Raw genomic sequence first — 24724 nt, 5'->3', positions numbered from 1 at the left:
CCCGCCCCCGACCCCCCACAAAGGCGGCCCCGGCCCGCCCCCCCGGGGCCGCCCGGCGCTTTCTGGATTTAGGTAGTGGGGGGACCCGGACGGGAATCGCGGCATGGATGCCATACTTCTGCAAATTCTGAACGGTCTGGACAAGGGCGGCGCCTACGCGCTCATCGCGCTTGGTCTGACCCTGATCTTCGGCACTCTCGGGGTGGTGAACTTCGCGCACGGCGCGCTCTTCATGCTCGGGGCCTTCTGCGCCGTCAGCCTGCGCGAGCTGCTGACGCTGTCCATGAAGGTCAAGGACGAGAGCATCACCTTCTTCGAGGCCTACAAAGAGGTCCCCTATCTCGAGGTCTGGTTCGGCGACACCGGCACCATGATCATCGATATGGCGGTCCCGCTGTCGATCCTCTTCGCCATTCCGGTCATGCTGTTGATCGGCCTCGCCATGGAGCGCGGCCTGATCCAGCATTTCTACAAACGTACCCACGCCGAGCAGATCCTGGTGACCTTCGGTCTCGCGATCGTGCTGCAGGAGATCGTGAAGGCCTATTTCGGCGCCAACCCGATCCCGCAGCCGGCGCCTGAAGCGGTCGCCGGCAGCGCCGACATTGGCGCCCTGTTCGGTCTCGGCGACTCCGTCGTCTATCCCTGGTGGCGTCTGGTCTATCTCGCCTTCTCGGGCCTCGTGATCGCGGCGGTCTTCGCCTTCCTGCAATTCACCACCTTCGGCATGGTCGTCCGTGCCGGCATGCAGGACCGCGAAACCGTCGGCCTTCTCGGCATCAACATCCAGCGCCGATTCACCATCGTCTTCGGTATCGCGGCCGTGGTCGCGGGACTTGCGGGCGTCATGTATACGCCGATCCTGCCGCCGGACTACCACATCGGAATGGACTTCCTCGTGCTGTCCTTCGTGGTGGTCGTCGTCGGGGGCATGGGCTCGCTCGGCGGCGCCGTCGCGGCCGGCTTCCTGCTCGGTATCCTGCAATCTTTCGCGTCGATGAACGAGGTGAAGTCCATTCTTCCCGGCATCGACCAGATCATCATCTACCTTGTTGCGGTGGTTATCCTCCTCGTGCGTCCGCGCGGGCTGATGGGCCGCAAAGGCGTGATGGAGGGCTAAGATGATCGCGCCTACGGCTAGAAACGACCTCATCATGATCGGAGCCTTCGCGGCGGCGGTGCTGACCGCCCCGCTCTGGCTCGGACCGATCGGCGCCGGCTATCCGGACCTGTTGCAGAAGTTCGCGATCTACGGTCTCTTCGCGATCGGCTTCAACATCCTGTTCGGCTTCACCGGCTATCTTTCCTTCGGTCACGCGGCCTTCCTCGGCGTCGGCTCCTATGCCGCCGTCTGGTCGTTCAAGCTGCTGACCATGAACGTGCTGCCGGCCGTGTTTTTCGCGGTCCTGGTGTCCGGGCTTTTCGCGCTCGCGATCGGCTTCATCAGCCTCAGGCGGACCGGGATCTACTTCTCGATCCTGACCCTCGCCTTCGCGCAGATGTCCTACAACCTCGCCTATTCGGTCCTGACGCCGATCACCAACGGCGAGACCGGTCTGCAGCTGACCACGAACGATCCCCGGATTCTCGACAAGATGGCCGGGATCGACTACGGCGCGGCCCTGCCGACGACCGATCTCTTCGGCACCGAGATGACCGGCTATCCCGGGTTCTATTTCTGCGCCGTGCTGATGATTATCGGCTTCATCATCGCGGTCAGGATCGCGCGTTCGCCCTTCGGCACGATGCTGCGGGCGATCAAGTCGAACCAGAACCGGCTGAACTACACCGGCATCAACACCCGGCCCTATGCGCTCGCGGCCTTCGTGATCTCGGGCATGTATGCCGGTCTCGCCGGCGCGCTGCTCGCCTGTACCGACCCGCTGGCCGGTGCGGAGCGCATGCAGTGGACCGCGTCGGGCGAGGTCGTGCTGATGACCATTCTCGGCGGGGCGGGAACGCTGCTCGGTCCGGTCTTCGGCGCAGGCGTGATCAAATATTTCGAGAACATTTTCAGCGCCTTCAACCACGACATTCTGATGAGCATCTTCGACTTCCTGCCGGGATGGCTGCAGGGCATCGTCGTGGCGATCTCCGGCCTCTTCGTCGGCGAAGGCTGGCACCTGACGCTCGGAGCGCTGTTCATGATCATCGTGATCTTCCTGCCGGGGGGGCTGATGGAGGGTGTTGGCCGTATCGCCAAACTGTTCCGCAAGGACGGCGGTGCGGCCAATTCCTCGGTTTCCACGGCACCCGGCGAATGAGGGCGGCAAGATGACAAGCATTCTTCAAGTCAAGAACGTCAATAAGAGCTTTGGCGGTCTGAAGGCTCTCAACAATGTCGAGCTCTCGGTCGAAGAGGGTGCGGTGCACGCGATCATCGGTCCGAACGGGGCCGGCAAGTCGACGTTGCTGAACTGCTTCGTCGGCCGCCTGACCCCGGATACCGGGACGGTGGATTTCGACGGCATCTCGCTGCTCGGCAAGCAGCCGCACGAGATCAACCAAACCGGTGTGGTTCGTGTGTTCCAGACGCCGGAGATCTTCGGCGATCTCGATCTGCTCGATAACGTCATGATCCCGACGCTCGCGCGGCGGGACGGCGCTTTCAAGCTGAACCCCTGGCAACGTGTCGACAGCCTCGCCGAAGCGCGGGAGAAGGCCGAGCATCTGCTGGCTGACGTCGATCTCTACGACAAGAAGCACATGATCGCGAATTCGCTCTCCCGCGGTGACAAGCGGCGCCTGGAGTTGGCCATGTGCCTGGTCCAGGATCCGAAGCTGCTGCTGCTGGACGAGCCGACCGCCGGCATGTCCCGCGCGGACACCAACAAGACCATCGATCTTCTGAAGAAGATCGGCGAGCGCGGCATCACCAAGATCGTGATCGAGCACGACATGCATGTCGTGTTCTCGCTCGCCAGCAAGATTTCCGTCATGGCCCAGGGCACCGTCATCGCCGAAGGCAAGCCGGAACAGATCAAGGGCGATCCGCGCGTCCAGGAAGCCTATCTCGGGGGAGCCCATCTATGAGCCAGGATACCCTCCTCAAGCAGCCGGAAGACCCGATGGTCAAGCCGGAGAACCCGATCAGGAACGTCGGGACGCCGTCGGCCTATTTCTCCTGCTGGGGCCTGCAGGCCTATTACGGCGAGAGCTACATCGTCCAGGATGTCAGCTTCAACATCCATGAGGGCGAGATCGTCGCCCTGCTCGGGCGGAACGGCGCCGGCAAGACCTCGACGCTCCGTACCATCGCACGGATGGCAAATCCGGACCTCCATCACGGCGAGATCTGGCTCGACCACAAGCCGCTGCACCGGATGAAGGATTTCGAGGCGGCGCAGAACGGTGTTGGTCTGGTTCCCGAAGATCGGCGCATCATTCCCGGCCTGACGGTCGAGGAAAACCTCGAGCTGGCGCAGATCCACGGCCCGCGCGGCTGGGAGATCGAGCGGCTCTACGAGCATTTCCCGCGCCTCGCCGAACGCCGCAACCAGGAAGGCGTGACCATGTCAGGCGGCGAACAGCAGATGCTGGCCGTCGCGCGGGCTCTTGCCCGGGACGTGAAGCTGCTGCTGCTGGACGAACCCTATGAAGGTCTCGCACCGGTCATCGTGCGCGAGATCGAGAAGATCCTCGAAGAGATCAAGACGCTCGGGCTCACCACCATTATCGTCGAACAGAACGCTATCGCCGCGCTTCATCTCGCGGACCGCGCCCTGATCCTCGATATGGGCCAGGTCGTCTTTGATGGCACCGCTCAAGAAGTGCTGGATGACGAGGCACTCCGTCAGGAGTATCTCGCGATCTAACTGGTGTCGATTGTAACTCCTGTCATCGTCACCTGACGGCCCCGCCTTTGGCGGGGCTTTCTTTTTCTGGACGGAGGCCCTCGCCTGTTTCGTCTTGCCGTCGCGCTCTCTGGCGCTACCTCAGGTCCGGGCCCGGCAACAGGAACGACGAGGAGACGAATGCGTACGCTGCTGTTTTGTCTTTGTGTTCTCCTACAGGCGGCATTTCCCCTTCATCAGGCAAAGGCGAGCGGGGGCGGATGGCAGCTCCTGGAGGAGCCCCGGACCGTCGCGATCATGCGCCACGCGATCGCGCCGGGCGGCGGCGATCCGGCCGGTTTCCGCCTCAGGGACTGCTCGACACAACGCAATCTGGACGAGACGGGACGTGAGCAAGCGCGCCGGATCGGCGCCGCGGTCCGCGAAGCCGGCGTCGAAATCGACCGGGTATTGTCCAGCCAATGGTGCCGTTGCCTTGAGACGGCGAAACTGCTCGGCCTCGGCGATGTCGAGGAGCTGCCGAGCCTCAATTCATTCTTTCAGGATCGCTCGAAAGCGGGCGCCCAGACATCCGAGACCCGCAGAGTCCTGGCCGCAATGTCGCCGGGAGAGACGGTGTTTCTGGTCACCCATCAGGTGAACATCACCGCGCTGACGGACGTCTTTCCGGCATCGGGCGAAGTGCTGCTCCTCAGGGTCGGCGCAGACGGACAGACCGAAGTCCTGGACCGTGTCCTGGTGCGCCCCTGATCCCCGCTTGCCGAAGCGCGGGAACGCACCTTGCGGTCCGTGCTTCGAGGATCAATGCTCCGAAAACTGCTAAACGCACGGGAGGCGAGACGATGGGCAGCGGCAATTTCTTCAACCTTCACGACCTCGGCCAGGGCATCCAGCGCAAGCTTGCCGAAGGCCTGACGGCGCGGATCTTTCCGGGCGAGAACCTGATGTTTTCGGTGGTGCGGATCGAGCCGAACGCGGAAGGCTCGATCCACAGCCATCCGGAAGAGCAGTGGGGCATCATGCTGGAAGGCAGCGGCGTAAGGACCCAGGACGGCGTCGATCATCACGTGAAGGCGGGCGACTTCTGGTGCACGCCCGGCAATGTCGAACACGGCCTGAAGGCCGGCCCGGACGGGTGTTTCGTGATCGACGTCTTCAGTCCGCCGCGCGGAGACTACAGGAAAGCCGGCAGCGGCTACGGAAGCTGATCCTTTGGTGTGCGGGCGGACAGCCAAACCCGCCCGAACCATTCTGAATTCACGGCATTTTCATTAAAACCGATAATACTATTGAGAGAATAAAAATAACCTAGAAGTTGCGATTGAATCGCCCTAATGTGGCTGTAATTTTTGCACTGCGACAAAGGCGATGGTATGCGTATTTCATTGCGGAAAGAATTGATTTTCCTGGTTATTCTTCCTCACTTTGCGATTGTCTCCCTGGCTGCCAATGCGATCTGGGCGCAGCTTGACCGCACTGCAAAATTGGAAAAGCTCGCTCCGCTGACGGAGCTTTCGATCGCCGCAAGCGAGGTGATTCACGAGCTTCAGAAAGAACGGGGGCTGACCGTCGGCCTCATCACCAGCGGCTTTGCCGAAAAGAACGCCTCCGCTGTCGCGGCGCAGCGACGCCTGAGCGATCCGGCGATCGAGCTGTTCCGCCGGAGCGAGGCCGTCTTCAAGGAAGATGTTGTCGCATCGGACGAGAGTTTCCGGGAATCGGGCATCCTGCTCGGGAAGATCGAGGATGCTCTCGGGCGCCTCGGTGAGCATCGCGGCCGTGCGGATGGCAAGAGCCTGAAGGTGCCGGAAAATGTCGCGTACTATACCGGCGTTATCGAGGATCTGATCTCGCTGACGGTTCTCGGAACCGAGCACAGTCCGTCGCAGGATATAACAGCCCTTATGCTGCCTTATGTGGCGATGATCGAAGCCAAGGAAAATGGCGGTCTCGAGCGCGCGATCGGCGCCGCGCTGCTCAACCGGGCCGCCGAAGGTACGTTCGATCGCGGGCAATACGAGGCTTACCTCGGCCGCCTTGTCGGGGAGCGCAACGCGCTCGCCCGGTTCAGACAGTCGGCATCGACCGAACTTGAGGCGGTGTACGCTGCGACGGTGACGCGCCAGGCGGAGGACGCGGTCGCAAAAGGCCGGAAGATCCTCGCGGCCCTGCCGGAGACGGTCGACCCGAAAGGAATGACGGGCACCGAGTGGTTCGCGACCGCAACGAAACGCCTCGATCTCTTCAAGCAGGTCGAGGACCATATCGCCGGGAAAATCCGCTCGGAAACGCAGCAGCAAATCGCCGAGGCCGAGTGGGAAGTGTACCGTATTCTGCTCGTGAATGGCGCCATCGTACTGATCTTCATCAGCTTCGGCCTCTGGCGCGCGCTGCCGATCTCGGCGCGGATCAACCGGATCGTCGATGCCCTCACGCGGCTGGCCAAGGGGGACGAGAGCGTGACGCTGCCGCAGGATAAAAGGCAGGACGATCTCGGCGACATGGCGCGGGCGCTCGTCGTCTTCAAGACGCAGATGGACCAGCGGGCGCAGCTCGAAAAGGAGCAGCAGGAAGCCGAGATCCAGGCGCAGGAGGACCGGACGAAGTCCCTGAGGCGGATGGCTGACGCGGTCGAGGGCGAGCTGCAGGGGCGGGTCGACGGGATTGCGAAGGAAAGCAGCAAGCTGTCGCGCGACGCCAACGAGCTCTCGGGTATCAGCACGAACGTCTCCGAGAATGCGCAGGCCGTGGCGAGTGCGGCGGAGGAGGCGACCAGCAACGCGGCCTCGGTCTCCGATTTCGCCAACCAGATCAACCGCTCGCTCGCGGATGTGGTAGCCCAGGTCGAGGAGGCGAAGAACGCCGCTCTCGGAGCGCAGGAAATCGCCGAGAAGACCAATGCCGTGGTGACCCGCCTGCAGGAGGCGGCCTCGGAGGTCGGAACCGTCAGCACCCTGATCAGCGACATCGCCGAGCAGACCAATCTTCTGGCGCTCAACGCGACCATCGAGGCGGCGCGCGCCGGCGATGCCGGCAAGGGCTTCGCGGTGGTGGCAAGCGAGGTGAAGAACCTCGCGAACCAGACCCAGAGTTCGGCCGCCAACATCACCGATCAGATCGCCGGGATCCAGGGCATCGCCACCGACGCGGTCGGCGCGATCGGGGAGATCGCGGGCGCGATCGATAAAATCTCGGCCTCCGCGCGAGCGATCGAGGAGGCGGTCGACGAACAGGCCTCGGCGGTGAACGAGATCGCCGAGGGTGCGGCGCAGTCGAGCGCGGGATCGCAGGAAGTGACCCGGCGCATGGTCGATGTCACACACAGTATCGAGCAGCTTGACAGTTTCTCGAAGAATCTCGCCGGGCTCTCCAGCTCCCTGCAGGAGGAACTCGGCGGCCTCAATTCGGCGATCAAGCGGATCATCCGGACCTCGACGCCGGAGGTCGATCTGCGTGAAAGGGACGTCCCGGTCGCCGTCGACCGGCGCAGGGATTAGTCCGGGGCATCATTGGCATCCCGGCCTCGAAAGCTCTAGTCTCCGGTGGGACCGAGACAGAGCGGAGTTGGGATTGGGATGAGAGCAGGAATGTTCGCGGGCGCAGTCGCCGCCGCTGTTGCGCTGACGTCGGCCTCGGGTGCGGATGAGACTCTTCCGGAGACCTGCCGTCTTGATGTCGCGGAAGCGGATCTTCGGGGCGGACAGGCGGAGAGTGTCGGGGCGGCCTGGGCAGGCGCGGTCGAGAGCACGCTTGCGGTCCGGGACCAGCTGCGCGCCGATGCCGGCAGTGGGAGTGGTTCCGTCGAGCAGCAGCGCAGGAAACGCCGGAACAAGCTCGCGCTCCTACAGGGACGTGTCGTCGGCTATCAGCAGCAGATCTTCATCGCGCTCGGTCCCGAAGGGCATGATGTCGCGGGCGATCTCACCGAGCGTCTCGATGCCTGTATCGAGGAGATACGCTCCGCCCTCCGGGAGTCTGGAGAATAGGCGCTGGAGCGCGCTTACCGGACGAGTGGGAGGATAATGCAATCCCTCGGACGGATCCGGATCGAGACCTCGGATCCAGCCGTGAGCGGATGCTCGTCGATCTGGTTCAGCGCCTGGAGTGTATGTCCGCCGGCTTCGAGAAAATAACGGGCGACCTGTCCCTGATAATCGACATCGCGGATGCGCGCGGTGAGAGTGCTCTCCGAGGGGTCACGCGCGAGGGCGAGCTTCTCTGCCTTGATCGAGAGCCGGACCTCCGTGCCATCGACGACAGCCGGCGCGGCGTCTCCCGAGACGTCGGCGAAGAGGGTCCCAAGGCCTTCAACCTCGATCTCGGCGACTTCGGCGACGATGTTCCGGACCGTCCCCGTCAGCAGGTTGGCGTTGCCGAGGAAAGAGGTGACGAACTCGGAGGCCGGCCTCGTATAGACTTCCTCCGGCGAGCCGGTCTGTTCGACCCTGCCGGCACTCATGACAACGATCTTGTCGGACATCGCCAGTGCCTCGGACTGATCGTGGGTGACGAAGATGGAGGTCACGCCGATGCGGTTCTGGATTGCCTTCAGCTCGACCCGCATCTCCTCGCGGAGATTGGCGTCGAGGGCGGAAAGCGGTTCGTCGAGCAGCAGGACGTCCGGCTCGATGACGATGGCGCGGGCGAGCGCGATGCGCTGCTGCTGGCCGCCGGAAAGCTGGTTCGGGAAGCGGTCCTCGACACCGGGCAGGCGGACGATGTCGAGCGCCTCGGTGACCTTACGGCGGATATCCTCCTTCGGAACCTTCCGGTATTTCAGCCCGAAGCCGATATTCTCGGCGATCGTCTTGTGCGGGAAGAGCGCATAGTTCTGGAAGACGAGGCCGAGATTGCGCTTGTGGATCGGCAGGTCGTTCACCCGCTTGCCGCCGACCAGGATGTCTCCCGTGGTCGGAAACTCGAGACCCGCAATCATCCGAAGGAGCGTCGTTTTCCCGCAGCCGGACGGGCCGAGCAGGGTGGTGAAGGAGCCTTCCTCGAAAGTGATGTTCGCGTCCTCGACGGCGACCACCGGGCCGAAGGTCTTTCTCACGCCGACAAGTTCAACCTGCGCCACGTCTCTTACCTCTGCTCACGCTTCGGGAAAAACCGGGCCGGATCGCGGGGATCCGGCCCGGCGTAGGGAAAAGGGCTCAGGCGCCCTTCTTGATGCGGTTCCACTGCTTCTTCTGCTCTTTCTCGACCGGGTTCCAGGTCGAGGGATCGCGGAACACGAGGCCTTCCAGCTTGCCGGTCGGATCGTAGGCCGGCAGCTCCTTCACCTCGTCCGGCATCTCGACCTTCTGCGGGTCGAGCGAGGACGGGTATTTCTGCCCGGCGGCGACCGCGATGGCGGTTTCCGGCGCCAGCATGAAGTTCAGCAGCTCCTCGGCCTCGTCCATCGGCGAGCCCTTGAGGACGAACATGCTTTCCATCCAGGCGAGGCCGTTCTTCGGATCGAGATAGCCGATCGGATGGCCCTGCGCCTGCAGCGCGGCGACGCGGCCGGACCAGGCCTCGGTCACGTAGATCTCTTCCTTGGCGAGGAGATCCATCAGCTCGGCGCCGGACTCCCAGTATTTGGCGACCAGAGCGCGATGCTCGCGTGCCTTCTCCCAGACCGCATCCCAGTCCTGGATGTTGTTCGGGTCCTGACCGGACTGCAGCGCTCCGTACCAGGCGCGGTTCGCCCAGTCGCCGCCCCAGCCGCCGATCTTGCCTTTCAGATCCTTCTTCAGCAGCAGGTCGGCGCCGAGTTTCTCGGCCTCCTCCTTCGAGATGTGCTTGGTGTTGTAGGCGATGCCGGTGGTGCCGTAATCGTAGGGAACGGCCGAGAGGCTGTCCGGCGTGATCGCCCGGAACGGGGCGATGATCGAGGTCATCACGTTCTTCATGTTCGGGATGTTGGCCTCGTTCAGCTTGCTCCCGTAGCCGTTGTCGACCCAGCGCTGGTACCAGCTGACACCGGAGGAATGCAGGATGTTGTGGCCATTGATCGAGCCGGCGGCCTTGATTTTGGTCAGCACCTCGGACTCGCCGCCGAAGGCGGAATCGACGACCGTGTTGCCGCTCTTCTTCGAGTAGGGATCGAAGGCATGCTTGCGCAGCGCCTCGCTGACGACGCCGCCCCAGCCCTCGAAATAAAGCTCGGTGCCCGAGGCCAGTGCTTGCCGGCTCATCGCGGTCATCGCGCCGCCTGCGACGCCGGCGGCAAGGCCCGCATAGCCGAGCAGGCTCATGAAGGAGCGGCGGTCCATGTCACCGTTGCCCATGCGCTCGCGCAGGGTTTCGTAACGTTTCGTCGAACTGATTTTCATCTCTCGAACTCCTCTGTTCTCTTTGGTTGTTATCGTTGTTTGCGGCTGAAATAGCGGGCGAGACCGCCTGCCATGAGTGGAACGCCGACGGTGACGACGATCATCACGAAGCCGAGGGCGTTGATCTCCGGGCTGACCGAGTTGCGGAGCATCCCGAAGATCTGCGTCGGCACGGTCTCGGTGCCGGCGGGGCGCCAGAAGATGGTCGCCGTGATGTTGTCGAAGGAAATCGTGAAGGCGAAGAGCGCGCCGGCGAACACGGCGGGCATCAGCAGCGGCAGGGTGATCTGGAAGAAGGTCTGCAGCGGATTGGCGCCGAGGCTGAGCGCCGCCTCCTCGTAATCCTTGCGGATCCCGACCAGGCGCGCCTGAACCACCAGCACGACGAAGGGCAGGGCGATGATCGTGTGCCCCGCCAGCAGCAGCGCGAAGGAGCGCGGCACCGAAATCCAGCGCAGGAAAATCAGCAACCCGACCGCGAGCACGGTCTCCGGCACCAGCACCGGCGAGATCAGGAAGGTGGTGATCCATTCCTTGCCTGGAAAGCGGTAGCGCACCAGCGCCAGCGAGGCGAGGATGCCGAGCGTCGTTGCCAGCACCGAGGTCGCGAGGCCGAGCAGGAACGAGGTCTCGAAGGCGCGCACGATGGCCTCGTTCTCGAACAGGCGCCGGAACCATTGCAGGCTGAAGCCCTCGATCGGGAAACCGCCGAACTGCGAACTGTTGAAGGCGAGCAGCAACACGACCGCAACCGGCGCGAACATGAAGACATAGACCGCGATCGCGTAGAGTCGGATCAGGCTCCATCCCATCGCCGCCTCCTTACCCGAAGGCCTTGTAGAGCTGGTTCATGCCCATGATCCGGCTGTAGATCAGGACCACGATGCCGAGCAGGACCAGCAGGGTGAAGGAGAGGGTCGCGCCCATCGGCCAGTTCAGCTCCGAGAGGATCGCGTCATAGATCAGGTTGCCGTAGAGGAAGTCGTCCGGCCCGCCGAGGATCAGCGGCGTCACGTAGCTGCCGGCGGTCAGCACGAAGACCAGCAGGCAGCCGGCGGCGAGACCCGGCAGGGAGAGTGGCAGCGTGACCTCGAGGAAGGCCTGCCAGGGCGAGCTCCCGAGAGTGCGCGCCGCCGGAACCAGGTTCCTGTCGATCCCTTCGAGACTCACATAAACGTTGAGGATCATGTAGGGCAGGTAGACGTGGATGAAGCCGACCACGACGGCGAACTCGTTGAACATCATCGGCAGCGGCTCGTCGATGATCCCGAGCCAGAGCAGCAGCCCATTGATCGCCCCCTGGTTGCCCATGATGTGAATCCAGGACAGCGTGCGGATGATGAAGCTGACCCAGAAGGGCAGGATCAGCAGCAGGAGCAGCAGCCACTTGTGGCGGAACTTCGTGTTGGCGATGAAATAGGCCGGGATGTAGCCGAGCACGGCCGCCAGCACGGTGACGATCGCCGCCAGCCGGAAGGTCTTCCAGATCGCCACGTGGTAATAGCTGTCGGTCAGCAGCTCGTGCCAGTTCTCGAAGGAGAAGGCGGGCTCGTCCACGCCGAGATCGATGTTGACGTAGAAGGAATAGATCAGGATCAGCGACATCGGCACGACGACGAGCAGCGTGATCGTGATCAGTGCAGGCGATAGCAACCACCACGGCCGCATGACCTTGCTACGCAATGCGCTCAATAGAACGTCCCCAACGATATGACCCTGTCCGAACGGCCGGTTCGCCGGCTCTTTTCGAAGCTGGAAATCTTCAACAGCCTCCGTCATTGTTCCAATAGATAATGCAAATCATGGTCATTGATTTGAGGAATGATTGGTGAGTCTCTCCCGTCTCGACGACAGCGAACGCCTCGCGCGGGAACTGGACTGGAACCTGCTCCGGACCTTCATCGCCATCGTGCAGGAGGGCGGGATCACGGCGGCGGCGGACCGTCTGCTATTGAAGCAGCCAAGCGTCAGCAATGCCCTGAAGCGGCTCGAGACCCGGCTCGGCAAGCGGCTGATCGATCGCGGGCCGAGCCATTTCCGGGTGACGGATGCAGGGCAGAGCCTTTATCGCGAGGCGCTGGAGATCCACGGCACCATCGCACGTCTGACGGTGGAGATCCGCGATATCGAGGACGAGGTCCGCGGTCATGTGAATATCCGCGTCGCGAGCCATGTCGTTTTTCCGCCGCTCGACGAAACGCTGCGCGACTTCAGCCACCGCCATCCGCGCGTGACCTTCGACATGACGGTCGCCACCAGCGCCGACGTCGCCGCCTCGGTGCTGGAGAAGAAGGCCGGGCTCGGAATATGTCTCGTGCACCGGAAATGGCCGACCCTCAGCTACACGCATCTCTTTCGCGAGCACTTCGCCTTTTTCTGCGGGCCGACCCACCGCTTCTTCGGACGGCGCGACCTGACGGAAGCGGATCTCGACGGCGAGCCCTCGGTCGCCTTCGACACGGACAGTTTGCAGGATGCACTCCGGCCGGTCGCGATCCTGAGGACACGGCTCAATCTCGACGACACGATCCGCGGCACCTCCTCGCATCTGGAGGAAGTGAAGCGGCTCATCGTCGCCGGTGTCGGCATCGGGCCGCTGCCGATCCACGCCGTCGCGCGCGACATCGAGGACGGTCTGCTCTGGCAGTTGCCGCCCTACGAGGACCCGACGCCGATCGACATCTTCCTCGTCACCAATCCCGCCTCCCGGCTGAACCGGGCGGAGAAGGGTCTGATCGAGATGCTGACCCAGAAGACCTCCGCCCTGCCGCCGGCGAAGCGGGTCTATCCGCCGCAGGAGGCGGAGATCGGCGCTTGAGACCTGCGCATGCTGCTATGCAAAACGGGTCTGGTTTTTCGGGCGGGGCGAGGTGTAAGGTCGGTCGTCTCCGGTTTCCCGGAGGCGTTCTCGCGGGCTGCCGTCCGAGGCGGCGGGACCCGGAGCGCCTCCCGGTCCTCCACCCATGTTTCGCGAGTCTGAAAGAATGCGCACAGTCTTTGTCAATGGCAGCTACGTTCCCGAAAACGAGGCCTCGATCTCGATCTTCGACCGCGGGTCCCTCTTTGGCGATGCCGTCTATGAAGTGACCTCGGTCCTCGACGGCAAGCTGATCGACTATGAAGGCCACATGACGCGGCTGCGCCGGTCGCTCGCCGAGCTGAAGATGCCGTCGCCGGCCACCGACGAGGAGCTGCTGGAGATTCACCGCAAGCTGGTCGAACTGAACGGCATCGAGGAAGGCCTCGTCTACCTGCAGATTTCCCGCGGCGCGGCCGATCGGGACTTCCTCTTCCCCGGTCCGGACGTGAAGCCGACCCTGCTGCTCTTCACCCAGAAGAAGTCGCTGATCAACAGCGCGCTCGCCGAGCGCGGCCAGAAGATCATCCTGGTCGACGATCTGCGCTGGCGCCGCTGCGACATCAAGACGGTGCAGCTGCTCTATGCCTCCATCGTGAAGAATCAGGCGCATGATGCAGGTGCGGACGATGCCTGGATGGTGCTGGACGGAGAGATTACCGAAGGCTCGTCGAACAACGCCTATATCGTCACGGCGGACGGCACCATCGTGACCCGTGATCTCTCGACCGATATCCTGCACGGCATCACCCGCAAGGCGGTGCTGAAATGCGCCGAGGAGCTGCAGCTGAAGATCGAGGAGCGGCCTTTCACCGTCGCGGAAGCCAAGGCGGCGAAAGAAGCCTTCTCGACCTCCGCCACCAGCTTTGTAAATCCGGTGATCGAGATCGACGGCGCCACCATCGGAGAGGGCAAACCCGGCCCGATCGCGCAGCGTCTGCGCCAAGTCTATATCGACACCAGCAAGGCGGCGGGGATCTGATCTCTGACGGCCGCGGTTTCCCGGCCGCGGCGCATTGCTCTTGTTCGAATTTTCTCCCGGGGCGGGCCTAACGGTCCGGTGACCGTCAGCGGACCGAGCCGCTGCTCGTCGAAACCGCCTCGGGGGAGGCGGATACGAGAGCCAATAGAGCCGCTTCCAGTTTTTCGATCTCGACCGGTTTGGTCAGGCGATCGGAGATCCTGATGCCGCTCGCCTTGGCGATTTCGACCAGGGCATCGGCGTAATTGGGATTGAAGCCGGTTATGAGAAGAATGGGGACGTCGCAGTCCCGCTTGGCCAGCCATTGCACGAGTTCGATCCCGTCCATATCCGGCATCACGAGATCCATGACGATCCCGGAGGGGCGCAAGGTTTCGTAATGCCGCATGAAGGCTTTTGCGCTTCCGGCGGTCTCGGAAGCGATTCCGATCTCATCCGCAACTTCGGCAACGAATTGCGCAATCTCAGGTTCATCGTCGACGATCAATATCAATGGCTTCGTCACTGAACTCTCCCGAGAAAAATTAAGGAATTGGCTGTCGAAAATGCGTTTCCGTCAATCTTGATCCGAATGCTTATGGCACAGCATTTATTTACAAATTATTTCGGATCAAGCCAATGATCCATGGTCCGGGTCTCGCCTCATGATTCCAACTAACAGTTGCTTGCGAGAATGAAGGCTGCGCTTTCGGGTCCGGCATGTATCAATAGTAATATTATCGTTGCGGTTACTTTATGGCGTTATCTCGTCCGGTGCGGACCGTGTTTCCGGGATAGACCGGTCACCGTGTCCGATGCGGGCCCCACCAGCCGGGTCGCCCATGTCATGCGGCCGGCGCGGCCTTGAGTCCATCACGTGGCGCCATTGCTTCTCCCCCTGGTCACAAGTCGGAAGATCATTCGCGGGTGCGTTCCTCCGCGCCAATCGACTAAGCTGATCCAAGAACAGAAGCGCCGCCGGAACGTGGCGCCGGGGAGGAGCGTGAATGTCGGCCGTCACGGCGGAGGAGGACACCCAGGCGGACGGCGCCTACAAGATGCTGGTGCTGGTCACCATGGCCTGCGCCTGCATGCTCTACGCGCTGACGCTTACCATCGTGAACGTCGCCCTGCCGCAGATGCAGGGCGCCTTCTCCGCGACCACCGAGGAGATCTCCTGGGTGGTGACGCTGAACGTGGTTGCTACGGCGGTGGTGACGCCGCTGACCGGCTCGCTCGTAGCCTGGGTCGGCCAGCGCCGCCTGCTCGTCATCTGCCTCTCCGGCTTCACCCTTGCCTCGCTCGCCTGCGCCATGGCGACCTCGCTCGAGGCGGTGCTGTTCTTCCGCATCCTGCAGGGCGGGTTCGGTGCGCCGGTGGTGCCGCTCAGCCAAGCCATCGTGCTTCAGACCTGGCCGAAGGAGGAATACGGCAAGGCGAACGGCTATCTCGGCATGTCTGTCGTCATCGGCCCTGCCATCGGCCCGTCGATCGGCGGCTGGCTGGCGGAGGAATACAACTGGCGCTTCGTCTTCCTGATGATCGTGCCGCTCAGCCTGCTTGCTCTTGCAGGTGTGCTGCGCTGGATCCGCGAAGGCGGCAAGACGACGCTGCCGCGCTTCGACTATCTCGGCTTCCTGCTCTTCTCCGTCGCCATCGTCGCGCTGCAGCTCGTGCTCGACCGGGGAGAGCGGGAGGACTGGCTGCAGTCCGGCACCATAGTCACGCTGGTGATCGTGATGTGCGCCGCCTTCGCCATGTTCGTCGCCAACAGCGCCTGCGTCGACCGGCCCTTCATCCGGCCCACGCTGCTGAAGAACCGGAACTACGTGGTCGGGCTCTTCCTCGTCTTCGTCTACGGCGCGGTCAATTTCACGCCGCTGGTGCTGCTGCCACAGCTCCTGCAGGCCTATCGCGGCTATCCGGACACGCTGATCGGCCTTGTGCTGGCGATGCGCGGGGTGGGGATGATCGCCGGCTTCTACGCGGCGGCGAAGATGGGGAAGATGGACCCGCGCATCGGGCTGGTGCTCGGCACGCTGGCAATCGGGACCAGCGGCTGGATGATGAGCCTCTACGATCTCAACATGGATTTCTGGGCCCTCGCCTGGCCGAGCATCCTGCAGGGGATCGGCTGTGGTCTCATGTGGGTGCCGCTTTCCATGGTCAGTTTCTCGACGCTGGAGCGCGAGCTGCTGCCGGACGCGACCTCGCTCTTCCACCTGATCCGCAACATGGGGACCAGCCTCTATGTCGCCGCCAGCGTCTTCCTGCTCGTGCGCACCTCGAAGATCCGCTACGCCGAGATGGTGGAGGGCATCGGTCCGTTCGAGGAGCGGCTGAAGTTCCCGGAGGTGGTCGGCGCGGGCGCGGTGCAGTGGATGGACAGTCTCGGGCTGATCGCCGGCGAGGCCTGGCGGCAGTCTGCGCTGACCGGTTTCACCAATTGCTTCTGGTTCTACGCGCTGACCTGTTTCGCGACCCTGCCGGTGCTGGTCTTCGTGAAGATCCGCAAGGTGGCGTGACGGCTATTCCGCCTTTGCCTTCTTGATCCAGTCGCCTGTCAGTTTCGCGATCGTGTCGCCGAGATCGCGGCTGCGGCCGGTATCGATGGAAATGAAGGCGCTCATGCCCGCCCGGAGTTCCGGCTTTTCCGCATCGGCATCGACCGCGATGCGCACCGGCAGACGCTGCACCACCTTCACCCAGTTGCCCGAGGCGTTCTGCGGCGGCAGGGCGGAAAATTCCGCGCCGGTCGCCGGGCTGAGGCTTTCGATCCGGCCTTCCCAGACCGCGTCCGGATAGGCGTCGACGCGGATCTCCACCGGCTGGTCCAAGGTGATGGCGGCGAGCTGGGTTTCCTTCAGGTTCGCCTCGACCCAGACGAGGCCCGTGCCGATGATGCCGAAGGTCGGCGTATCCGCCTCGACCCATTCGCCGGCCTGCAGCTTCATGCGCGTGACGATGCCCGAGACCGGCGCGCGGACCTCGGTGTAATCGAGGTCGAGCTTCACCCGCTCGATCTCCGCGTCCACCTCCTGCACCAGCGGATGGGTCTCGAACGGCCGGTCCGGCAGGCCGCCGAGCTTGGCGATCACCACCTGGCGCTTTTCCCGGAGCGAGCGCAGGCGCTGTTCGGCCATGTCCCGCTCCATCTGCATCTCGTCGAGCTTCGCCTCGGTTCCGGCAAAGCTCTTCACCAACCGCTGCTGGCGCTCGACCTCTTTGGCGAAGAACTTCACCCTGGGCCCGATCTCCGCCATCTCGGCGCTGATCTGGCCGAGCTCGGCCCTGGTCGCCATTAGGTCGTTGATCACCGTGGCGCGCTTCGCCTCGGCCATCTTGAGCTGGACCCGGTAGGGCGCGGGATCGATGCGGAACAGCAGGTCGCCCTCGGTCACCGGATGGTTGTCGCCGACCATGACCTCGACCGCGCGGCCGTCGATCGGCGGGCTGACCGCGATGATCGGCGCCTTCACATAGGCGTTCTCGGTGGTGACGTAGCGTCCGGTCTCGGCATACCACCAGGACCCGGCCTCCCAGGCCGCGAAACAGATGCCGCCGAGCAGCAGGATGCGGACGAGCGCGCGGCCCCAGCGCTTGCGCGCCTTCGGCGTCACGATTTGTGTCTCAGGCGTTTCCGTCATGCCTTCTTTCGCGGGTGGTCCCGCCTTGTCTGGAGCCGCCCGGACGCGCCGGACGGATCGGTTGCGGAGAGCCTAGGCGCGGAGACCGGCGGGTTCCAGCGGAATACGCCGGATTCGCGTGCGGAGAAGAGAGAAGTGGCGGATCGGAAAAGATCGGACGCGGCCTCAGAGCGCGACATAGCCGCCGGCCCAGAGCCAGAGCGCGGCGAAGGCCATCGAGAGGAGGGTGATCGGGATCCCGGCTTTCGCATGGTCGCGGAAAGTGAGGGTGACGCCTGCTCGCGCCGCCTGCTCGGCGACGATCAGGTTGGCGAGGCTGCCGACCAGCAGCAGGTTCCCGGCCAGCGTCGAGAGCAGGGCAAGTGCGGTCAGCGCGCCGTCCGGCAGTCCCGTCCAGGCCTGCAGCAGCAGGATGACGGCAGGCACGTTGCCGATCGTGTTGCTGGCGGCGAGCGAGAAGGGCAGCAGGAAGGAGAGCCGTTCCGGCAGCCAGCCCGCCTCGGCGAAGGACGCGACCACCGCCTCCGGCAGTCCGGTCAGGGCGAAGGCGCCGTTGATCGCGAAGAGACTGGCGAAGAGGATCAGCAGCGGCGCGTCGATCTCGTCGAGCAGCTGGCGGCTCGGCACCGCGCGGCTCAGCATCAGCCCGCCCGCGACGAGCAGGGCGGAGATTTCCCGCGGCAGGGGCGTCGCGAACAGCGCCAGCAGCAGAAGGAGTGCGCCGAGGCAGAGCAAGGTCTCTCCGCGGTTTCCTTCCGGAGGCGGAATATCGGCGGGAGGCGCGGCGGGGACTTCGGGGACGGCGAGGAGATGGCGGCGCCAGACCAGCGCGATGCAGAGATAGGTGATCGCGAGCGCCGCCAGCGAAGGCAGCGCGGCGCTGGCGGCATAGCTCCAGAAACCGAGCCCGCCGACCTGGCCGATCAGGATGTTCTGCGGATTGCCGATCAGGCTCGCGGCGGAGCCGGCATTGCTGGCGGCGGCGAGGGCGAAGAGATAGGGCCGGGGATCGAGCCCGCGCGCGGCGAGGCTGGTGCAGAGGATCGGCGCCATGGCGAAGACCACGATGTCGTTTACCAGCACGGCGGAGAGCAGCCCGCCGACGGCGATGGTGAGGGCGAGCAGGCGGTGCGGGTTCGCGGATTGCCGGCCGATCCAGAGCGCGGCACGGGCATAGATCCCGGCGGCGCGGACGCGGGCGGAGAGCACCATCAGGCCCGCGAGCAGCAGCAGGGTCGGAAAGTCCATCGCCGCCGCGATCTCGTCGGCTGGCAGCGCCCCGCTGGCGACGGCGACGGCGGCGAGCAGCAGCGCGATCCCCGCGCGGTCGATCTGCAAGCCCGGCACCCGCCCGGCCGCCATGCCGAGATAGGTCAGCGCGAAAAGGAGGATGGTGAGGGTCTGCATCGGGCGCCGTGTCTCCGGTCGGTCCTCCCATAGCACGCGGGAGCGGTGCGCCGCCGCAAGGGAAATTCGGCGGGGGGCGAGAGTCTCGTCGCGGATCGGCAAGAGCAAAGGCGGGGCGAATGGCCTTATGCTGGCGGCAAAACGAAGAACGCCCGTCCAGGAGGACCCCCATGCTGCGCCTCTCCGTCCTCGACCAGTCCATCGCCGCCGTCGGCCGTCCCGAGGGGCAGGCGATCCTCGACACGATCGCCATGGCGGAACAGTGCGAGCGCCTCGGCTACAAGCGCTTCTGGGTCTCCGAGCACCATTCCCACCCGACCATCGTCGGCACCGCGCCGGAGATCCTGCTCGCCGCCATCGCGATGAAGACGGAGCGTATCCGCATCGGCTCGGCGGGCGTGATGCTGCCGCATTACGCGCCGCTGAAGGTGGCCGAGCAGTTCCGCGTGCTGGAGGCGCTGGCGCCCGGCCGGATCGATCTCGGCCTCGGCCGCGCGCCCGGCTCGGACGGCCGCACCTCGCTGGCTCTGAACCCGCTCGCGGCGGAGCGGCCGAACCAGTTCCCCGCCGACGTCGCCGATCTCAGCGCCTGGGTCTCCGGCGCGCCGTTGCCCGAGGGCCATCCCTTCGCCGCCGTCCGCGCCCGCCCCGCCGGCGACACCTCGCCCGAGATCTGGATGCTCGGCAGCTCGCTCTACGGCGCCCAGGTCGGCGCCCATTTCGGCCTGCCCTATGCCTTCGCCTGGTTCTTCACCGAGGGCCAGGGCGGCCCGGAGGCGATCCAGATCTACCGCGAACGCTACCAGCCCTCCGAGCGCTTTCCCGAGCCCTGCCCCGCGATCTGCGTCTGGGCGCTCGCCGCCGAGACCGAGGAGGAGGCGCAGTACCATTTCACCTCCCGCGCGCGCTGGCAGATCTTCCGCGACCGCGGCCGCTACACGCCGCTGGAGAGCGCCGAGACGGCGATGAACGCCAGCTATTCCGAGAGCGAGGCGGCACGCATGGAGCAGCTCCGGCAGAGCGCCATGGTCGGCACGCCGGAGAAGGTGGCGGAACAGATCCGCGCGCTCGCCGGGCGGCTCAATCTGAACGAGGTCGCGGTGGTGACCTGGGCGCATGACGAGCAGGTCCGGCAGCGGAGCTACGCGCTGCTGGCGAAGGAATTCGGGATGACGGCGGATAGCGCCTGACGCAAGATGCCGTCCGAACACGGGACAAAGACTATTCCGGGAGGAAAGAGGAACATGAGCAAGCTTGGATTTATCGGCCTCGGCATCATGGGCGTGCCGATGGCGGGGCACCTGATCGCGGCGGGCCACGAGGTGTATCTCAACACCCTGAACCAGGTGCCGCGCAGCCTCGTCGATGCCGGCGGCAAGGCCTGCCCGAGCCCCGCCGCGGTCGCCAAGGCGGCCGACATCATCTTCATCATGGTGCCGGACACGCCGCAGGTGGAGGAGGTGCTGTTCGGCGCGGACGGAGTCGCGGAAGCGCTCTCGGACGGCAAGACCGTGGTCGACATGAGCTCGATCTCGCCGCTCGCGACCAAGGAGTTCGCGACCAAGATCAACGAGCTCGGCTGCGAGTATATCGACGCCCCGGTCTCCGGCGGCGAGGTCGGCGCCAAGGCGGCGAGCCTCACCATCATGTGCGGCGGCTCCGAGAAGGCCTTCAAGCGGGTGAAGCCGCTGTTCGAGCTGATGGGCAAGAACATCACGCTGGTCGGCGGCAACGGCGACGGCCAGACCTGCAAGGTCGCCAACCAGATCATCGTCGCGCTGACCATCGAGGCGGTCGGCGAGGCCCTGCTCTTCGCCTCCAAGGCCGGCGCCGACCCGGCCAAGGTGCGCGAGGCCCTGATGGGCGGCTTCGCCTCCTCGAAGATCCTGGAACTGCACGGCGACCGCATGGTGAAGCGCACCTTCGATCCGGGCTTCCGCATCGAGCTGCACCAGAAGGACCTGAACCTCGCCCTCTCCAACGCGCGCGAGATGGGCCTCAGCCTGCCGAACACGGCGACGGCGCAGGAACTCTTCAACGCTTGCGCGGCGCATGGCGGCAAGGCCTGGGATCACTCGGCGATGGTGAAGGCGCTGGAGATGCTGGCCGGGCACGAGGTGGCGTAAAGGGGAGACGCCGGGATGATTGCCCTCGGGAAGCTCGGGGAGGCCGCCGGAAAGCTGCTGAAGGCGCGCGGCGAGACCATCGCCGTCGCCGAGTCCTCCGCCGGCGGCCTGATCTCCGCCTCCCTCCTCGCGGTCCCGGGGGCGTCGGCCTATTTCGTCGGCGGCGGCGTGATCTATACCCACAAGGCGCGCGAGATCCTGACGGAGATCGACTTCGAGCAGCATCCGGGCATGCGCTCCTCCTCCGAGCCCTACGCCGCGCTGCTCGCCGAGACCATGCGCCGGCGCATGGACACGACCTGGGGCCTCGCGGAGACCGGCGCCTCCGGCCCGGGCGGCAACCGCTACGGCGATGCCGCCGGCCACACCTGCATCGCGCTCTCGGGCCCGGTGACGCGGGTCTTCACGCTGGAGACAGGGGAGAGCGACCGGGAAGCCAATATGTGGCGGTTCACCGAAGCGGCGCTGGAGGCGCTGGTGGCGGCGCTTGGGGAGATGGTGACGGGGTGAGACGCGGCGCGGCGCGTGGCGGCAAGGCGTGGGGGCTCTCGACGTTGGTGAAGGCGCTGGAGATGTTGGCTGGGCACGAGGTGGCGTGAGGGAGCATAAGAGATTAAAAATTGAACGCAATCTGCTCTCGTTATTTTATAGTATATTGTCAATTATTTGTGATGTTTCTTGTTTTGCTGAATAAAAAATTATTCAATATTTATATTATCTAATTGTGCAATAATTCGTGGTATGTATAAGAGCCTATCGTGTATTTCTCTTGCTCCGAAAAGATGTTTTGATGATAGATCGCGAATTTCTAATTCAGTTAAGGATGGGTTTGTAAACCAATTCCAATACTCGATTGATTCGTCTTTGAGGTATTCATTTGGCCAATTATTGAAATCTAAAGAATCTATTATTTTTGGCCATATAAATCGGCCTTGCCTAAGAGAGTTGTATATTTCTGGGTGAGTTTGTCGGATGACTGCGAGTCCGGAAATCAATGTCGCGAATTGACAGTCGGATGTTTGGTATGTGATTGCAATATATGTAGATATTCTTTCGATTGTTCTCAGTGATAGATTTTTTGAAATAGACATATTTTTGAGTTGGTTTTTTACTCTATTATCTAAAGCTTCATCGATTGAATTTATATTCAATTCATTCCATAAATAGTCAATATATTTTGTTGTCGGTCTGAAATCTAGATCTCGATTATGTGGTAATGTGACGCGTAAGTCGTAAAATTTTTCTAGATACTGTTCTCCTTTTGTGTTTTGCCCGTATGCTGATTTTACGGTGGCGGTCAATTGTTCAATGTTCGTTACTAAAATGAATACAACTCCATTGACAGAAAATAGATGTTTTATTCTTTCAATAGTATTTAACGCAAAAGATGGTTTGCATCTATCAAGATCATCTATTATGAATATCAATGGATGTTTTGATTTTTTGAATATATGATTTTCGGATTCGCTTGATGCTGATTGAGCATTCTTTGTTGATATTGCGGTGGAAATTAAGGTCAAGCTTTTCTGAAAATTCTCTAGTGTGACGCGTTCCACGGTCGTGTTTCTTAGTCGTTCGGCGAAAACATCCTCAGCAATTTTTGCGAGTTCGTCGCCAAGTTCGGTAAAAATTGTTTTCCCAACTGTACCCAATTTTTCGAAATCTTCGGAATCTACTAAATTTAGCGTTACTCCTCGCAGCGCTAATCGAGCAGATATAGGTAGCAAAACAGAGCCAACTCTTTTCGCTTTCGTGACTATATCTTTAATCATCGAGCTTTCGGCCGGGAGGATTTGTTCGGCTTGCTCGACGATCTTCGCTGCGAGTACAACGAACGCATCTTCGTAGTGATCATTTGCGAATGCGTCGAATTCGATGACAGCCGCACCTTGATTGCGAAGTTCCCCCGCCCACTGTTTTACGAATGTCGATTTTCCAGAGCCCCACGGACCATCGAGGATGATCGTCATTGGTTGTTCAAGGCCACTAACGAGTCGAGTCAGTCTTTTCCCGAAAGCTGCGTACCCAAAAAGGTCATTCTCTTTTGTAAAGCCTTCCGTTTTTCCAATTACTGGAGCTGTCGGTATGAGTTTCATGCCGTGCCCGCCTCGTTTCAATTTTTACATTGTTCAAATTTATAGCCAGTATGGTTCTTTGTGTTTTGATTTTTATCAACCAATTTCGCTTTTGGATGAACTAAAGGAAGTGAAGCCTAATTCCTCTTCATCCCTCGGCCCTAACGGCGACTCCTGTTCCGTCTCCATCGCTGCCTTCAGTTTCAGTAGGCCGACATTCAGGTCCCGGAGAGTTCCTCCGGCTTTGCGTTGCCATGGTTGAAATAGCTGGGCCTATCCCTCACGCCCTTCCTGCCCGCGCGTTCAGCCTTCCCGGTGTCTCGCTCCATCCTCTCGAAGCAACCACGAACGGTAATCGTGTAAAGCGCCCAAGTTGACGGCCCGGCCCCTGGCTGTTGATGTTGGTCACGCACGTAAAAGTCGTGCAAGCCAAATTGTTGACATTTGTAAACATATAGCCCATATTCGGAGCACGTAATGACCCGCCCGCGCCATCCGGACAAAGAGGTCGAGGAGGCGGTCCGGCAGGCTGAGGCGCTGGGCTGGACATGGCGGCCGCAGGGGCATTGGGGGCGGCTGTATTGTCCCCAGCATGACCGCGAGGGCTGCCAGATCGGGGTCAATGGGACGCCGCGGAATGCGGGCAATCACGCGCGGCAGATTTTGCGGGCGATCAACCGGTGTCCGCACGGGGCCGGGGAGAGGGGTGATGGAGACGTATGAGTTCAGCGTGATCGCCTCCGGGCTGGACCCGGCGGCGGAGGATTTCGAGGCGTTGTTCTACGATCACGGCTGCGACGACGCTCTGGTCTCGTTCCAGAAGGGCCATGTCATCGTAGATTTCGCCCGCGAAGCCGAGAGCTTCGGCGATGCCGTCGCCTCGGCGCTGGAGAATGTCGCCGCAACCGGCGCGCGGATCGACCGGCTGGAGCCGGACCCGCTGGTCAGCCTCTCCGACATCGCGAAACGGGCCGAGATGACGCGGGCCGCGATTTCCAATTACTACCGGGGCTGCCGGGGCGAGGGCTTTCCGGCCCCGGTGGCGCGCGTCACCTCGGACAGTCCGCTCTGGGAATGGGCGACGGTCGCCCGCTGGCTCGCCTGTAACGGCAAGCTCGCGCCCTCGGTCGCGGTCGAGGCGGAACTGGTCCGGCAGGCCAATCTCGCCGTCGCGGGCGGGGAAGTGCATATCGGGCCGATGCTACGCCAGCGGGCGACGGAATACGCAGAGACGCTCTGCGCCTGAGGGCGCCGCCCCCCACTCACCCCGCCGCAGCCCTGATCAAATCCGCCGCCTTCTCGCCAATCATGATCGTCGGCGCATTCGTGTTGCCGGTCGTCAGGTACGGCATCACCGAGGCGTCGGCGAGGCGCAGGCCTCGACGCCGCGGACCCGGAACTCCGGGTCGACCACCGCCATCGCGATTCCGGGGACACGAGATTCAATTCGATACGGGGAAACTACGCAGGTGCGCAAAGTGGCGAGCTATCGGGCAAATGAGCCTCGTGTGCCCGGATTTCCCGGTTCCTTTCTTCGGGT

Annotated in this window: 23 protein-coding genes and 1 pseudogene; 15 read left to right on the top strand and 9 right to left on the bottom strand. The window is 62.9% G+C overall.

Annotated elements, in window-relative coordinates; translation table 11 throughout:
• Window positions 1–103: 103 nt before the first annotated feature.
• From IG122_RS11990 to IG122_RS11955, 8 genes are all read left to right on the top strand, one after another.
• Window positions 104–1120 carry a branched-chain amino acid ABC transporter permease gene (locus IG122_RS11990; protein WP_193183775.1) on the top strand — a complete coding sequence of 339 codons (1017 nt, stop codon included), beginning with the start codon at window positions 104–106 and terminating at the stop codon, window positions 1118–1120.
• A 1-nt stretch (window position 1121) separates the two neighbouring features.
• Complete coding sequence (locus IG122_RS11985; RefSeq protein WP_193183774.1) at window positions 1122–2264, top strand: branched-chain amino acid ABC transporter permease; 1143 nt, start codon at window positions 1122–1124, stop codon at window positions 2262–2264.
• Between the two features lie 10 nt (window positions 2265–2274).
• The gene (locus IG122_RS11980; RefSeq protein ID WP_193183773.1) at window positions 2275–3033 is read left to right on the top strand and encodes an ABC transporter ATP-binding protein; all 759 of its coding nucleotides are present in this window, start codon (window positions 2275–2277) and stop codon (window positions 3031–3033) included.
• Window positions 3030–3815, top strand: coding sequence for an ABC transporter ATP-binding protein (locus IG122_RS11975; protein WP_193183772.1), 786 nt, complete (start codon window positions 3030–3032; stop codon window positions 3813–3815). Before IG122_RS11980 ends, IG122_RS11975 begins: the two co-directional genes overlap by 4 nt.
• Before the next feature lie 276 nt (window positions 3816–4091).
• Complete coding sequence (locus IG122_RS11970; protein WP_226893516.1) at window positions 4092–4544, top strand: histidine phosphatase family protein; 453 nt, start codon at window positions 4092–4094, stop codon at window positions 4542–4544.
• A 92-nt stretch (window positions 4545–4636) separates the two neighbouring features.
• The gene (locus IG122_RS11965; RefSeq protein ID WP_193183770.1) at window positions 4637–5002 is read left to right on the top strand and encodes a cupin domain-containing protein; all 366 of its coding nucleotides are present in this window, start codon (window positions 4637–4639) and stop codon (window positions 5000–5002) included.
• 276 nt (window positions 5003–5278) lie between these two features.
• Window positions 5279–7291 (top strand): methyl-accepting chemotaxis protein, encoded by a 2013-nt coding sequence (locus tag IG122_RS11960; RefSeq protein ID WP_193183769.1) that lies wholly within the window; start codon window positions 5279–5281, stop codon window positions 7289–7291.
• Between the two features lie 90 nt (window positions 7292–7381).
• The gene (locus IG122_RS11955) at window positions 7382–7780 is read left to right on the top strand and encodes a hypothetical protein (protein ID WP_193183768.1); all 399 of its coding nucleotides are present in this window, start codon (window positions 7382–7384) and stop codon (window positions 7778–7780) included.
• A gap of 14 nt (window positions 7781–7794) precedes the next feature.
• On the opposite strand, the gene IG122_RS24470 is transcribed toward IG122_RS11955, so the two are convergent.
• The 4 genes from IG122_RS24470 to IG122_RS11935 all read right to left on the bottom strand — a co-directional run bounded on the left by IG122_RS24470 (window position 7795) and on the right by IG122_RS11935 (window position 11803).
• Entirely contained in the window at window positions 7795–8871 is a 1077-nt protein-coding gene (locus IG122_RS24470) for an ABC transporter ATP-binding protein (RefSeq protein ID WP_193183766.1), read from the bottom strand.
• 76 nt (window positions 8872–8947) lie between these two features.
• Window positions 8948–10111, bottom strand: a complete 1164-nt coding sequence (locus IG122_RS11945; RefSeq protein ID WP_226893515.1) for an ABC transporter substrate-binding protein — start codon at window positions 10109–10111, stop codon at window positions 8948–8950.
• A 29-nt stretch (window positions 10112–10140) separates the two neighbouring features.
• Window positions 10141–10923 (bottom strand): ABC transporter permease, encoded by a 783-nt coding sequence (locus IG122_RS11940; protein ID WP_193183764.1) that lies wholly within the window; start codon window positions 10921–10923, stop codon window positions 10141–10143.
• Between the two features lie 10 nt (window positions 10924–10933).
• Window positions 10934–11803 (bottom strand): ABC transporter permease, encoded by an 870-nt coding sequence (locus IG122_RS11935; protein WP_226893514.1) that lies wholly within the window; start codon window positions 11801–11803, stop codon window positions 10934–10936.
• 136 nt (window positions 11804–11939) lie between these two features.
• On the opposite strand from IG122_RS11935, the gene IG122_RS11930 reads away from it, so the two are divergent.
• Window positions 11940–12929 carry a LysR family transcriptional regulator gene (locus IG122_RS11930; protein WP_193183762.1) on the top strand — a complete coding sequence of 330 codons (990 nt, stop codon included), beginning with the start codon at window positions 11940–11942 and terminating at the stop codon, window positions 12927–12929.
• A gap of 166 nt (window positions 12930–13095) precedes the next feature.
• Entirely contained in the window at window positions 13096–13950 is an 855-nt protein-coding gene (locus IG122_RS11925; protein ID WP_193183760.1) for a D-amino-acid transaminase, read from the top strand.
• Between the two features lie 85 nt (window positions 13951–14035).
• Here IG122_RS11925 and IG122_RS11920 read toward each other — a convergent pair whose 3' ends face one another.
• A complete protein-coding gene (locus IG122_RS11920; protein WP_193183757.1) occupies window positions 14036–14455 on the bottom strand; it encodes a response regulator in 420 nt (139 codons plus the stop codon).
• 481 nt (window positions 14456–14936) lie between these two features.
• On the opposite strand from IG122_RS11920, the gene IG122_RS11915 reads away from it, so the two are divergent.
• Window positions 14937–16454: a DHA2 family efflux MFS transporter permease subunit gene (locus tag IG122_RS11915; RefSeq protein WP_193183756.1), complete on the top strand. Its 1518-nt coding sequence runs from the start codon at window positions 14937–14939 to the stop codon at window positions 16452–16454.
• 3 nt (window positions 16455–16457) lie between these two features.
• Here the strand turns inward: IG122_RS11915 and IG122_RS11910 are convergent, their stop codons facing one another.
• Complete coding sequence (locus IG122_RS11910; RefSeq protein WP_193183754.1) at window positions 16458–17576, bottom strand: HlyD family secretion protein; 1119 nt, start codon at window positions 17574–17576, stop codon at window positions 16458–16460.
• Between the two features lie 165 nt (window positions 17577–17741).
• Window positions 17742–18983 carry an SLC13 family permease gene (locus tag IG122_RS11905; RefSeq protein WP_193183752.1) on the bottom strand — a complete coding sequence of 414 codons (1242 nt, stop codon included), beginning with the start codon at window positions 18981–18983 and terminating at the stop codon, window positions 17742–17744.
• 170 nt (window positions 18984–19153) lie between these two features.
• Here IG122_RS11905 and IG122_RS11900 point away from each other — a divergent pair, with 170 nt between their 5' ends.
• Genes IG122_RS11900 through IG122_RS11890 form a run of 3 tightly spaced genes read left to right on the top strand, consistent with a single transcriptional unit; the run spans window position 19154 to window position 21619 of the window.
• Complete coding sequence (locus IG122_RS11900) at window positions 19154–20173, top strand: LLM class flavin-dependent oxidoreductase (RefSeq protein WP_226893513.1); 1020 nt, start codon at window positions 19154–19156, stop codon at window positions 20171–20173.
• Between the two features lie 54 nt (window positions 20174–20227).
• On the top strand, window positions 20228–21109 hold the full coding sequence (glxR, locus tag IG122_RS11895; protein WP_193183750.1) for a 2-hydroxy-3-oxopropionate reductase: 882 nt from the start codon (window positions 20228–20230) through the stop codon (window positions 21107–21109).
• A gap of 15 nt (window positions 21110–21124) precedes the next feature.
• Window positions 21125–21619, top strand: coding sequence for a CinA family protein (locus IG122_RS11890; protein WP_193183748.1), 495 nt, complete (start codon window positions 21125–21127; stop codon window positions 21617–21619).
• Window positions 21620–21807: 188 nt separating this feature from the next.
• On the opposite strand, the gene IG122_RS11885 is transcribed toward IG122_RS11890, so the two are convergent.
• A complete protein-coding gene (locus tag IG122_RS11885) occupies window positions 21808–23205 on the bottom strand; it encodes a KAP family P-loop NTPase fold protein (protein WP_193183746.1) in 1398 nt (465 codons plus the stop codon).
• Between the two features lie 688 nt (window positions 23206–23893).
• Here IG122_RS11885 and IG122_RS11880 point away from each other — a divergent pair.
• Window positions 23894–24430: a hypothetical protein gene (locus IG122_RS11880; RefSeq protein ID WP_193183744.1), complete on the top strand. Its 537-nt coding sequence runs from the start codon at window positions 23894–23896 to the stop codon at window positions 24428–24430.
• Window positions 24431–24446: 16 nt separating this feature from the next.
• On the opposite strand, the pseudogene IG122_RS24465 reads toward IG122_RS11880, so the two are convergent.
• Window positions 24447–24604, bottom strand: a pseudogene (locus IG122_RS24465) (GMC oxidoreductase); the annotation flags it as partial.
• Window positions 24605–24724: the final 120 nt, after the last annotated feature.

Source organism: Nisaea sediminum, from assembly GCF_014904705.1.
GTDB classification, from domain to species: domain Bacteria; phylum Pseudomonadota; class Alphaproteobacteria; order Thalassobaculales; family Thalassobaculaceae; genus Nisaea; species Nisaea sediminum.
The sequence above is the reverse complement of the archived record's forward strand: the minus strand, read 5'-3'. Positions and strand labels throughout refer to the sequence as shown.